Origin of the sequence: Roseivirga sp. UBA838 (assembly GCF_002296035.1) — a bacterium.
Taxonomy (GTDB): Bacteria; Bacteroidota; Bacteroidia; order Cytophagales; family Cyclobacteriaceae; genus Roseivirga; species Roseivirga thermotolerans.
Genome location: NZ_DBHC01000007.1, coordinates 52,948 through 66,344, shown reverse-complemented (window position 1 = coordinate 66,344; position 13,397 = coordinate 52,948). Strand labels below are relative to the sequence as shown.

Annotated in this window: 6 protein-coding genes; 5 read left to right on the top strand and 1 reads right to left on the bottom strand. The window is 45.5% G+C overall.

The features are described from left to right. Nucleotides 1-58: 58 nt before the first annotated feature. Nucleotides 59-1,375 carry a dGTP triphosphohydrolase gene (dgt, locus tag B3O12_RS01295; protein ID WP_286755017.1) on the bottom strand — a complete coding sequence of 439 codons (1,317 nt, stop codon included), beginning with the start codon at nt 1,373-1,375 and terminating at the stop codon, nt 59-61. Nucleotides 1,376-1,751: 376 nt separating this feature from the next. Here dgt and B3O12_RS01290 point away from each other — a divergent pair, with 376 nt between their 5' ends. Genes B3O12_RS01290 through B3O12_RS01270 form a run of 5 tightly spaced genes read left to right on the top strand, consistent with a single transcriptional unit; the run spans nt 1,752 to nt 13,397 of the window. Continuing rightward, complete coding sequence (locus B3O12_RS01290) at nt 1,752-4,658, top strand: SusC/RagA family TonB-linked outer membrane protein (protein WP_189628718.1); 2,907 nt, start codon at nt 1,752-1,754, stop codon at nt 4,656-4,658. An 18-nt stretch (nt 4,659-4,676) separates the two neighbouring features. Further along, nucleotides 4,677-6,206 carry a RagB/SusD family nutrient uptake outer membrane protein gene (locus B3O12_RS01285; protein WP_286755016.1) on the top strand — a complete coding sequence of 510 codons (1,530 nt, stop codon included), beginning with the start codon at nt 4,677-4,679 and terminating at the stop codon, nt 6,204-6,206. Nucleotides 6,207-6,261: 55 nt separating this feature from the next. Next, nucleotides 6,262-9,525, top strand: a complete 3,264-nt coding sequence (locus B3O12_RS01280; protein ID WP_286755015.1) for a VCBS repeat-containing protein — start codon at nt 6,262-6,264, stop codon at nt 9,523-9,525. Further along, nucleotides 9,512-10,090, top strand: a complete 579-nt coding sequence (locus tag B3O12_RS01275; RefSeq protein ID WP_189628721.1) for a hypothetical protein — start codon at nt 9,512-9,514, stop codon at nt 10,088-10,090. The genes B3O12_RS01280 and B3O12_RS01275 overlap by 14 nt, the downstream gene beginning before the upstream one ends. Before the next feature lie 10 nt (nt 10,091-10,100). Continuing rightward, on the top strand, nt 10,101-13,397 hold the full coding sequence (locus B3O12_RS01270) for a VCBS repeat-containing protein (protein ID WP_286755014.1): 3,297 nt from the start codon (nt 10,101-10,103) through the stop codon (nt 13,395-13,397).

Sequence of the window (13,397 nt, the reverse complement as noted above, 5' to 3'; positions counted from 1 at the left end):
AGGTAATATTTTCCCCTTTCAATCATATCCACAGGCCATGTTATTCGGAATAAGTGCTCTATATTTTACCGGGCAGGGCTATACCTCCAATCTTTCGGTACAAATTCATGGCGTTAGAGTCGGTTAGGCCCGATACAAAATCAAGTAAAGCCCTAAGGGCAAGGTACACGGTAGGAGCCTGTTCAATTTCGTAGCGGGTATCTTCGGGCAGCAATCTGTAGCACACCTGCTCTTTTCTTGTTTGTTTGCCTTTTTGAATAGAACATGCCGCTGGCACAAAAGCCTCGAGCAAACCATTAATTACTGTAAAACCGGCCGCTTCAATTTCCAGCACTGTTCTGGATCGGTAAATATTCTGAACCGATATCTTACTTATTTGTGCCAGGTGGTCGGCAGCCGGAATGGCATCTGTAAGTGAAACATCAAATTTTCCGCTCAAAATATCTTCTTCACTATCAAGAAACAGGGTCTTGCATTGATCTATCAGCTCGGAAATAGCCAAGGCCCTGAGCACCGCAATTTGCTCTCTTTTACTCCTTATAGTATATAGCTTATTTCTGTCGAACCTCTCACCAATAACCTGTGCATACAATTCAATGGTATCTTCCTGGCTCAGCAGCCCCAAATTGCAACCGTCTTCAAGGTCTATGACATGGTAACAAATATCATCTGCCGCCTCTACTAAAAATGCCAAAGGGTGCCTTGTCCATTGCTCCTGTGCTAAAGCCTTCAGCCCCAGCTTATGTGCCATTTCCTTAAACAGGTCGGCTTCCGATACATAAAAGCCATACTTCTTCTGGCTTCTTCTGGGTTTGAGCGCATCTCTGACCAGAGCCGGCCTGGGGTATTTAGTAAAAGCCGCAAGCGTTGGAGCAGTTAGTTTTAGTCCCTGATAGCCCGATTTGTTGAGCAAACGAAAGCCTTGAGCATTTCCTTCAAAGTTTACGAGATCGGCCCATTCCTTTTGGGTAAACTCACTTTCTAAAAGTTTTGCATTAAGCAAGAAGTACTCCGAAATGGCCTGCTCTCCGGAATGGCCAAACGGAGGGTTACCAATATCGTGAGCCAATGAGGCTGAGGCTACAATAGTTCCAAAATCATTGGCCGATATTTGCCGGGCCATTTCAGGCCTGCGCTCAAGTACCGAATCGCCCACCAATCTACCCAGAGATCGCCCAACACTACTTACCTCCAAACTATGCGTCAATCGATTGTGAACAAAATCATGTTCGGGCAGGGGGTGAACCTGCGTTTTGTCTTGCAGTTTTCTAAACGGATGGGAGAAGATTATTCTATCATAATCTCTATCGAACAGGGTTCGGGCCTGTTGAATGCTTTTCTGTTCGCTCAAATCCAATAGTTGCTGCCAATGCATGGGGTAATTTTTTGGTGAAGGCTAATTTTTGCTCACAATAATGCTAAAAAATAAAAGAAGGTAGAACCCCGGAAGACAATTCAACCAAAATGATGGCCATCTGCAATCCTTTGCAAAATTAAAGTGGCTTTTAAGGCCTTAAAACAACTGATTACCGGGCAGGGTTAAGTAAAAGTTATCGAACAACGCTAAGCCTCAGAAGCTAACTATTTGAAGAGGCAACAGATATGTCGTGTATGTTAAATTTTGCAAACGTTTGCGTTAATTTTAACTTTAACATACTATGAATTGAAGTGCAGTAATTGTACTTTAAGCATTCGATTGCACTTTTTTGGCCGTTTTTGGCCACTAATCAAGTAAACTTAAAAATGATTGTATGAAAAAGTTTTTACTACTCCTTCTTGTATTGTCGGTGGGTTTCCAAGGGGCACTGCTGGCACAAACAAGAACGGTTACCGGTAAGGTAACTGGCGGGGATGACGGACAGGGAATCCCCCGTGTGAACATTACGGTAAAAGGAACTACCCGTGGTGTGCCGAGTGGTCTTGATGGTACATATACCATTGAGGTCTCTCCAAGTGATGTACTGGTGTTCTCTTTTGTGGGTTATATCACTAAAGAGGTACCTGTAGGAAACCAAACTACCATAAACGTAACGCTCGACCCTGACTATGCCGAGCTGGAAGAAGTGGTAGTAGTAGGTTATGGGTCTCAAGAAAAGAAAGAGATCACAAGTTCGGTGGTAGCTTTGGATGCCGAAGACTTTAACCAGGGTAACGTAAACGACCCAACTCAACTACTCCAGGGTAAAGTTCCCGGTCTGAGTATCTATAACAAAGGAGGCAACCCCAATGGTGGTGCCACCATTCGTTTAAGAGGTATTTCAACTGTTGGAGCCAACGTGCAACCACTCGTGGTTATCGATGGCGTAATTGGAGCTTCTCTTGACAACGTAGACCCTAACGATATTGCTACAGTAAACGTTCTTAAAGACGGTTCTGCAGCGGCTATCTATGGTTCCAGAGGTTCTGCGGGTGTTATCCTTGTAACGACCAAGTCTGGCAACAGAGGTGGTGGTCTGCAAGCTTCTTACAACGGATATGTTGCAGCCGATGAGGTGTTCCGATTCCAGCCGGTAATGACTCCTGATGAGTATGTGGCCACTGGTGGTAACGACCTTGGCTCCAGGACTATCTGGCAGGAAGAAATTACCCGAACCGGTATTTCTCACGTACACAACATTGCTGTTTCCGGTGGTTCTGAAAACACCACTTTCCGTGTTTCTACCAACTTCAGAAATATTCAAGGAGTATTGAAGAAATCTGGTTTCGATCAGATCAACGCCCGTGCTAATGTGAATCATTATGCACTGAATGACAGGCTGAACATTCAGTTTAACCTCTCTATGACTAATAGAGATCAAAACTTCTCGTTCAACGAAGCCTTCCGCTACGCGGCACTCTTCAACCCAACAGCTCCTATCAGAAACCCTGACGGTAGCTACTTCCAAGCCATCTTGTTCGACAACTTCAACCCTGTTGCTATTATCGAGCAAAATGTGAACCTGGGTAAGAGAAACAACCTGAACTTTAACACTCAAATGAGCTACGATATTTTGGACAACCTAACCTGGTCTGCCAACTATGCTCAGCAGTTCACTACATTTACCGGAGGTACTTTCTATCCTTCTAACTCACTATTTAGAGGATTCGACCGAACCGGTTTAGCTTCCAGAAGAACCGATGAGAGCAAGTTTACTTTGTTCGAAACCTACGGAACTTTTGTAAAAGACTTTGACAATGCCAACCTGACTATATCTGCCGGATATTCCTTCCAGGAAGAAGTATTTACAGGCTTTGGTATGGAAGCTGGTAACTTCCCAAGCAACGATCTTGGATACAACATTATTGGTTCTTCAGGCAACATACTTGGCGATGGTGCCAACGTAAGCTTATTTAGCTATGAGTCTCCTGAAAACAGAATTATTGCCTTCTTTGGTAGAGTGAACTTCAGCCTCGACAACGGTATTTTTGTAAATGCATCCGTAAGAAGAGAGGGTTCTACTAAGCTAGGTGCCGAAAACAGATGGGGTACTTTCCCTGCCTTTGGTGTTGGTGCAGACCTGTTGAACTACTTCGACATTGCAGCCTTCAGCCAACTGAAGCTTAGAGCCGGTTACGGGGTTACAGGTTCATTGCCGGGTCCTTCAGGATTGGCGCAAGACCTCTTCTCTTATGGCTTTGGCGGTGGTGGTACCGTAAGCTTTGTTAGAGCTGGTAACCCAGACCTAAAATGGGAAGAGAAAGCAGAGATCAACCTTGGTCTTGACTTCGGTCTTCTTGGCGGACAGTTGAGTGGTAGCCTAGATGTTTACTCAAGAGACATCAACGACTTCATTCTGGAAAGAACTGTTGATCCAGCCGTTTATGGAACAGACAGACGTTATGAAAATGCTGGTAAGTTAAACACTAAAGGACTTGAGTTTGCCATCAACCATGCCGGTATTGGCAGTGGCGATTTGAACTGGTCTCCTGGTGTAGTACTTTCTACTTACAGCACTACTCTTGAGGAGTTCGTAATTCCGGAGCAAATGATTGCCAACCTGGGTTCTCCTGGTCAGAACGGTACCAACATGGTAAGAATCGCTGTAGGCGAAAAAATTGGCCAGATCTGGGGACCAGTATTCTCAGGAAATGTGGATGCTGAAGGTAGACCAGTATTTGTAGACCTTAACAACGATGGCAACCTGAATACTGACCAAGGTAACGCTTTGGATGATGACGGTGACTTCCAGCAACTAGGAAATGGTATACCAACCCTTGAAATTGGTTGGACCAACCAATTGAGCTATGGCAACTGGGATCTGAACGTATTCTTTAGAGCAGCCTTCGGTCATAGCCTGGTAAACACTTTCAGAGCTTTCTATGAGCCAATCGACCTGGGTGCTATTAACTCTTACAACAGAACAAAAACTGACTTGCAGATTCCTGAGCTTCAGGTGGCTCAATTCAGCTCACTGTATGTAGAAAAAGCTGACTTCTTCAGACTTGATAACGCCACTTTAGGATACAACTTCGATATGTCGAACAACTCTATGTTCAGCAAATTGAGAATGTACCTGAGCGTTCAGAACGCTTTTGTGATCACCAACTATCAGGGTATCGATCCTGATCCTTCTTTGGTTGACATTAACGATGGAAATGTTTTGGCTCCTGGTATTGACAGAAGAAACAACTACTTCACCAGCAGAACATTCACTTTCGGTTTGAACGTTGGTTTTTAATCAGAAAAGAAAAAGAATATGAAATATACAATTAGAATTCTGGCACTTGCGGCAACCATCTTTACCGTTGGCGCTTGTACAGATTTGGAAGAGGAATTGAAAGATTCGTTTACCGAAGACTTCGATCCGAATAACCCCGGTGTTGGGGTAACCAATAACGTAAACAAAGCACAGCCAAACGATGGCCTTGGTGCTGCATTTGGCAGGCTAATAGGTAGCTCTGCCGGTCATGGAGGATACTTCTCTATACAGGAAGTTTCGACAGACGAAGCTGTAATTACCCAAAAAGGTGGTGACTGGTTTGATGGTGGTATCTGGCTGGATATGCACAGACACCAGTGGCAATCTACTCACCCCGCACTCAATGGAGTATGGAATGAGTCTTACGGTGGTATTAATGAGTGTAACCGTCTTTTAGCCGATGGAGGACTCTCTCCTGCTGCCGTAGCACAGCTTAAAACGGTACGTGCCTTCTTCTATTGGAGATTGATGGATTCTTTCGGAAGAGTAAAAATTGTTACTCAGCCGGGAGTTGATGCCCCACAGGTAGACAGAGTAACTGTATTCAACTTTATTGAAAGTGAACTTCTTGCCGCACTTCCTGACCTTCCTGAAGGAAGACAAGAGTACGGTAGAGTTAGCAATCTTGGTGCTCAGGCATTTCTTTCCAGACTTTACCTGAATGCAGAAGTTTATACTGGTGTTCCTCGATATGCTGATGCTATTATAGCAGCCGATGCCGTAATTAACTCAGGGGTTTATAGCCTTACTCCAGACTATGCCGATGTTTTTGCTCCGGACAACGTAGATGATCCTGAGCACATTTGGGTATTGCCTTACGATGAAGCTACTCAGGGAGGCATGAACTTCGCTCAGATGACCCTTCACTATCCTAGCCAGTTGACTTACCGTTTGGCTGAGCAGCCATGGAACGGTTACTCTACTTTGGAAGAGTTCTACAACTCTTACGAAGATGGCGATGAGAGAAAAGAGAACAACTTCATAGTTGGCCCTCAGTATGATGTAAATGGTGCCCCAATTCTCGATTTGGCCTTTGATGCTGCCGATCCTGATGGAGCTCCTATCAACTATACGCCTGCCATCAACCAATTGGCCCCGAACGGAAGCCGTCAGGCAGGTGCCAGACTTGGTAAGTTTAGCTTCAAGCTGAAGCAAAGAGCAAACATGGACAATGACTATCCGCTTTTCAGATATGCTGAAGTTCTTTTGAACAAAGCTGAAGCCATTGCCCGATTAAATGGAAACTGGAGCGATCCTCAGGCCCTTCTTTTGGTAAACCAAGTGAGAGAAAGAGCCGGTGTAGATGGATTCGCTCAAATGGATGCCAGCACTTTCCTTGCAGAAAGAGGACGCGAAATGTTCCAGGAGTCTCAGAGAAGAATAGACCTGATCAGATTTGGTCGTTGGGGAGCTCAGTGGTGGGAAAAACCTGCTCACTCAGACACATATAAAAATGTGTTCCCTATTCCAAACGAGCAAATCAATGCATCGGGTGGTACGCTTACTCAGAACCCCGGATATAACTAGAATTTAGTTTAAGTATTTAGTAAAATGGGTTGCCGTTGAGGCAGCCCATTTTTGTATGAAAAAGTCAGTATTACTTCTATCGATTTGTGCCCTTTTAGGGGCTTGCAAAAGCAAAACATCCACCCTATTTGAGAAAATAGAGGGTAAAACAAGTGGTATCGCTTTTGAAAACAGACTCGAATATTCCGAAGAGCTAAACCCCTATACCTACCGCAACTTCTTCAATGGCGGAGGAGTAGCTCTCGGAGACATCAACAACGATGGCTTGCTCGATATCTTTTTTAGTGGCAACATAGTAGAGAACAAGCTCTACCTCAACAAAGGCAATTGGACCTTCGAGGACATTACCGAATCATCAGGAACAGCGGGTAAAGGTTTTTGGTCTACCGGAGCCACTTTTGTAGATATCAATGCCGATGGCTGGCTCGATCTATACGTTTGTAAATCGGGTCCTCCAAGTGACGATCCAGGCAGAAAAAACGCCCTATACATTAACCAGCAGGATGGCACCTTTAAAGAGTCTGCAGCCGATTTCGGTCTAGATTTTAATGGCCTTTCTACCCACGCTGCTTTCTTTGACTACGACAAAGATGGCGATCTGGACTGCTACCTACTTACCAATTCCCTTCGCTCTTTGGGTGTTGGACAAGATATTATTGAAGGCCAGAGAGAAATACCCAGTGCCGAAAATGCCGGCAACAAACTACTACGAAACGACAATGGAAAATTTACCGATGTAAGTCGCCAGGCAGGCATCTATAATAGCGACATTGGCTACGGACTTGGAATAACACTATCTGACTACAATCAAGATTCCTGGCCCGACATTTTTATATCCAACGACTTTTTTGAAAAAGACTACCTCTACATCAACAATCAGGACGGCACCTTCACCGAAAGTTCAGAGGTCTATTTTGAAAGCCTCAGTATGGGGTCTATGGGAGCCGATGCCAGCGACCTGAACAATGATGGCCTGCCGGAAATAATGGTCACAGAAATGTTACCGGCTACCCTACCCAGAAAAAAAACCAAAGCAACCTACGAGTCGTGGGATAAATATACCCTCAATACCTCCAAAGGATATTACCATCAATTTCCCAGAAACGTGTTGCAAAGAAACCTCGGCAATGGTCAGTTTCTGGAAATTGGAAGATTTGCCGGTGTAGCCGCCACAGAGTGGAGTTGGGGAACTTTAATTTTCGATGCAGACAATGACGGCCTCAAAGATATTTTTGTTTCTAACGGTATATACAAAGACCTGCTTGATAGAGACTACCTTAACTACATGGCCAACGAAGAGCGCATTCGCGCTATGATTCGCAACGATGAAGATGTGATAACCCGCCTAATTGATGTAATGCCTTCCAAGCCTGTGACCAATGCCCTTTTCCAAAACCAGGGAGACTTTCAATTCCAAAACATCAGTGAAACCAGTGGGCTGGAAGAACCCACTTTTAGCAATGGCAGTGCCTATGGAGACTTAGACAATGATGGAGACCTCGATCTGGTCATTAACAATGTGAACATGCCGGCCTTCATCTATAAAAACAACAGCGATACAGCCACTCAACGCTCCATACAGTTGCAGCTTAGCTCAAGCCTAAAAAGCAACCGTTATGCCATTGGTGCCTTTGTTCAGGCATGGGCCGGTCAAGAGCAGTTTTCCGGCTACAACTACCCTTCACGAGGCTTCCAGAGTTCAGTAGACCCCAAAATACACCTCGGAGTAGGCGGCCATGTCATATTAGACTCGCTAAAGGTCACCTGGCCAGAAGGTCGTATTACCACTTTGTATCAGGTTAAAACCAACCAACTGTTGCAATTAGACGAAGCTAATGCTACAGCAAAATCGGCCCCAACCCCACCAGCCAAACAAAGCCCACTCATTTTAGCCCAAAACCCGTTCGAATACACTCATGTGGAAAATGAGTTCATAGACTTTGACCGGGAGCGCCTGCTTATAGAAATGTATCAAAACGAAGGCCCTGCCATGACCATGGCCGATGTGAATGGAGACGGAAAAGAGGATGTTTTCATAGGTGGGTCGAAAGACATAAGCGCAAGACTCTATTTGAGCAACGGCAACCGCTACCAACTCTCCAGCCAGGCCACCTTCGAAGCAGATAAAATTTCGGAAGACGCCTCTGCTGTTTTCTTCGATGCCAATGCCGATGGACATATAGACCTCTACGTGACCAGCGGAGGCAGAGCTTTTAGTCGCAGTTCCTCCGCTCTGATGGACAGGCTGTACCTAAACGATGGCCAAGGAAACTTTAGCAAAAGTCCCTCTCCTTTGCCATTTACAAACTATTTCAGCACCAGCACCGTAGCTGCGGGCGATTTTGATGGTGACGGAGACCTAGACCTGTTTATTGGCGAACGGTTCGATCCTTTCTACTATGGTGAAGCTGGCAGAGGCTTCATCTTTGAAAACGATGGAAGTGGAAACTTCAAAGATGTAACCCAAACGGTGGCAGCCGAACTTCTGAAGGTAGGCATGATTACCTCATCGAGTTGGACCGATGTAGATCAGGATGGAGACCTTGACCTGATTGTGGCAGGCGACTGGATGCCGGTGACTCTTTATGAGAACAACAACGGTCGCTTAACCCGCTCAAATCGATTGGCACCGCTTAGAGGCTGGTGGCACACCTTACATGTGGCCGATATTGATGGAGATGGCGACATGGATATAGTGGCCGGAAACCACGGTGAAAACACCTTCTTAAAGCCAGGTACCCGCATGTACATGCACGATTTCGACCAGAACGGAACCAAAGAGCAAATATTCTGCGAGCCAATCAATGGAAAATACTATCCCTTGGCCGACAAGGATGAACTCATTAAGCAAATACCTTCGCTCAAAAAACAGTTAGTGTATTTTGAAGATTATGCAGAAAAAAGCATCGACCAGTTATTTAGCCCCGATGTGCTTTCGCGTACCTCCATCTACGAAATTGACGAACGCAGATCAGGCATTTTCTACAACAACAATGGCGACTTCACTTTTATACCCCTGCCCAAAGAAGCCCAGTACTCTCCGGTATACGCCATCGCTACGGACGATATAGATGCCGATGGCCTCACCGACATTATTCTGGGTGGTAATCAATACCTGGTAAAACCCCAATTCGGACGATACGATGGACTCAAAGGATTGGTGCTGCTGGGCACAAAACAAGGCTTTAACAGTAAAAAAATTGAGTTTTTGAATATAGATGGACAAATTAGACACATCAAAAAAATGTCAGTCAACGGCAAAGAAAGTTTCATTTTCATCATCAACAACGGCCCGTTAAAAACCTATGAAAAACAATAGAACGCTATACTTGATGATGGCCCTGCTACTTACTCTGGGCCTTGGCGCCTGCCAGTCTGATTACAGCAAAATGCTCAATGAAGAAATGGCCAAAGGGGTGCGCAATGACTCGCTCTTCTTTGGTATTCATTTTCAGCAGGCCAAACGCGACTTTTATGAACTCTGCTGGAAGAAAAACCAGGAAGGATTGTTCACTGCCGGTAGCAGAGGCAATTATGTACAGTACAATCTGCCTCCAGACAGCATTCATTCGGAAAAAATTGAAATGTTCTTTTACCCACAGTTCGATAGCAATGAGCAAATTACCGGAATGGACTTGGAGTATCGCTATGCCGCGTGGGCTCCCTGGAACAAAGCCCTCTATGCCCCGGAATTACTCCCCAGAATTAAAGACACCCTTATGGCCTGGTATGGCGGCAATGATTTTATAGCCGTTGAAGGAGAACAGCCGCAAGAAACTATTTGGGTGAAAGTTGATGGCAACAGAAGAATAGCCATAAAAACCAAAGACGATGAGATCGTACGCGTAAAAATGACAGACCTGACGACAACCATAGACGATTAATTTTTTAGCCATGTTCAGAAAGAAAACACTGCTTGCATACACTCTATTAGCCCTCGGATTTTCTGCCTGTCAGAACAAGCCCGAAGAATCACAAACACCACGTTTCACGCTAATGGAAGCAGAAAATACAGGCTTTCAGTTTGAAAACAAACTCACCTACGACAGCGAGTTCAACATATATACCTACCGCAACTTCTACAATGGCGGAGGCGTGTCGATCGGAGACATTAACAACGATGGTCTTCCCGATATTTACATGACAGCCAATCAGTTGCCCAACCGCCTGTTTCTTAACAAAGGCAACTTTCAGTTTGAAGACATTACCGAAAGCTCAGGCACTGCCGGCCAACGGGCCTGGTCTACAGGCGTCACCATGGTCGATGTAAATGCCGATGGCCTTTTGGATATCTATGTTTGTAATTCTGGCGATGTAAAAGGCGACAATAAAGAAAACGAGCTTTTCATTAATCAAGGAGACCTAACCTTTGTAGAAGCGGCCAAAGAATATGGCTTAGCCGACCCCGGCTACACAACCCATGCTTCATTCTTTGATTTCGACAAAGACGGAGATTTAGATGTATACATACTCAACAATTCTTACCAGGCCATTGGCAGCTTTGATCTGCGAAGAAATGAACGACCCAAGCGCGATGTGCTTGGAGGAGATAAACTGATGGAAAACCGGGACGGAAAATTCTACGACATAAGCGAAAAAGCCGGTATCTACGGTTCGGTTATTGGCTTTGGACTTGGGGTAACCGTGGGAGATGTAGACGGTGACGGTTGGGACGACATATACGTATCTAACGATTTCTTTGAAAGAGATTACTTATACATAAATCAACAAAACGGCACCTTTACAGAAGTGCTCACTCAGCGCATGAACTCCATTAGTGGGGCCTCAATGGGAGCTGACATGGCCGATATTAACAACGATGGCAGCAACGACCTGTTCGTAACCGAAATGCTACCCAACGATTATGACCGACTGAAGTCTGTTACCACCTTCGAAGACTGGAATCGCTATCAGTACGGACTGAACAATGGCTATTATCACCAGTTCACTCGCAATACCTTTCAGATCAATACCGGAGCCGGATTCTCAGAGCTCGGGCGATTGGCCGGGGTAGAGGCCACCGATTGGAGTTGGGGTGCCCTCATCTTTGATATGGATAATGACGGCTACAAAGACCTCTATGTGGCCAATGGTATTTATCAGGACCTTACCGACCAGGACTACCTGCAATACGCCTCGAGCGAAGAAATAATGAGCTCCATGATTAGCAAAAACGGAGTAGACTACAAAAGCCTGATCGACATTATCCCTTCCAACCCCATTCAAAACTACGCCTACAAAAACCAGAATGGCCTGGAGTTTAAAGATGTAACTAAAGCGTATGGATTAGCTACACCGAGCTTTTCGAATGGCTCTGCCTATGGCGATTTGGACAATGACGGAGATCTGGATTTAGTGGTGAACAATGTGAACATGCCCTCCTTCCTCTACCGAAATAATACCAAAGAAGGTGACGGGCACTACCTTTCCTTTTCGCTTAAAGGTGAAGGAGCAAACACGCTGGCCATAGGCACCAAAATATGGGTAACTGCGGGTGAAGATCAGTACTACGTAGAGCAGCAACCCACCAGGGGCTTTCAGTCCAGCATGGATCCAAGGCCTTTTGTAGGGCTAAAAACAGGTCAAAACCTATCGGTAAAAGTGCTCTGGCCTTCCGGAAAGGTAACCCTTCTTAATGGCGTTTCTCCCAACCAGCAATTGCAACTGTCAGAGGCAGAAGCCACTCCTCAACCCAGCGAAACCGATGAAAAAGGAACCCCCGCTATATTCTCGCAAGCCCCTTTAAACCTGCCATTTGCCCACAAGGAAAATGCCTTTGTAGACTTTGACATTGACCGCTCATTGTTTCTCATGAAGAGTACCCAAGGGCCAAAAATGGCCGTAGCCGATGTGAATGCAGATGGCTTTCCCGATGTGTTTGTGGGCGGCAGTAAAGAAGAAGAGGCCGTACTGCTACTCGGTTCGGCCAACGGGTTTACCGTAAATCGCCAGCCCGCCTTTGCCAAAGACAAAGTTTCAGAAGACCTGGAAAGCGTCTTTTTCGATGCCGATGGCGATGGTGACTTAGACCTGTATGTGTGCAGCGGAAGTATAGAGTTTTCGCAAAGCTCATCGGCCTACATCGATCGGCTATACTTCAACGATGGCCGAGGCAATTTCTCGGCATCCAACCAAATGCTACCCGGCAAAACCCGCTATGTAAGCTCTAGTACGGTCTCTGTTTTAGACTATGACGGTGATGGTGATTTGGACCTTTTTGTGGGAGAGGGTAGCCGCCCAATGCAAAACGGAGTTCCTGGCGATGGCTTTTTGCTCGAAAACAATGGTCAGGGAGTTTATACTGATGTAACCTCCGAAAAAGCACCAGAATTTAAAAGTCTGGGCATGATAACGAGTAGCCAGGCAGTAGATGTGAATGGAGATGGAGCTACAGACCTGATAGTTGTGGGAGAATACATGGGTATTGAGATATTTCTGAATACCAACGGCCAATTCAGAAAAAGCACCCCGGCCAACCTGGCCCGATTAAAAGGCTGGTGGAATGTAGTGCATGCAGCCGATGTTAATGGTGACGGCCGCATGGATTTCATAGTAGGCAACCATGGCCTCAACAGTCGTTTCAAGGCCTCAGAAGAACAACCCATTGCTCTATTTGTAAAAGACTTTGACAGCAACGGTACCCTGGACCCTATTCTATCTAAATACATGGCCAATGGCAAAGCCTATCCCTATGGATTGCGCCACAATCTTATCGACCAGATTAAGAGCCTCAAAAAGGTATTGCCCGATTATAAGACTTTTAAAGACATGAGTGTAAGGGATATTTTCACTCCAGCGCAAATGGAAGGTGTTATGGAAATTAAGGCCACCGAAATGACCAGCGTACTCGTGCTCAACAAAGGCCAAATGAACTTTGAAGTGACCGAATTGCCAACAGAGGCACAGGTAAGTCCGGTATATGCCATTGCCACAGGCGATTTTGATGCCGATGGAGATACAGACATTTTACTGGGCGGCAACCTCTACTCGGTTAAGCCCGAGGTAGGCCGATACGATGCCAGCTACGGCACCTTCCTTAAAAACACAGGTAATGGACGTTTTGTGGCTGCCAAACCACAGGAGGGCTTCCTTGTGGAGGGCGAAGTGCGCGACATAGAGGTATTCGAAAACTTTGTGTTAATAGCCAGAAACAATGCAGAATTAATGAAACTCAAATTCGGAAAAAACTAA

Coding starts and splice junctions, on each gene's coding strand:
- dgt (WP_286755017.1), bottom strand. CDS start 1,375: ATGCATTGGCAGCAACTATTGGATTTGAGCGAACAGAAAAGCATTCAA.
- B3O12_RS01275 (WP_189628721.1), top strand. CDS start 9,512: ATGAAAAACAATAGAACGCTATACTTGATGATGGCCCTGCTACTTACT.
- B3O12_RS01280 (WP_286755015.1), top strand. CDS start 6,262: ATGAAAAAGTCAGTATTACTTCTATCGATTTGTGCCCTTTTAGGGGCT.
- B3O12_RS01270 (WP_286755014.1), top strand. CDS start 10,101: ATGTTCAGAAAGAAAACACTGCTTGCATACACTCTATTAGCCCTCGGA.
- B3O12_RS01290 (WP_189628718.1), top strand. CDS start 1,752: ATGAAAAAGTTTTTACTACTCCTTCTTGTATTGTCGGTGGGTTTCCAA.
- B3O12_RS01285 (WP_286755016.1), top strand. CDS start 4,677: ATGAAATATACAATTAGAATTCTGGCACTTGCGGCAACCATCTTTACC.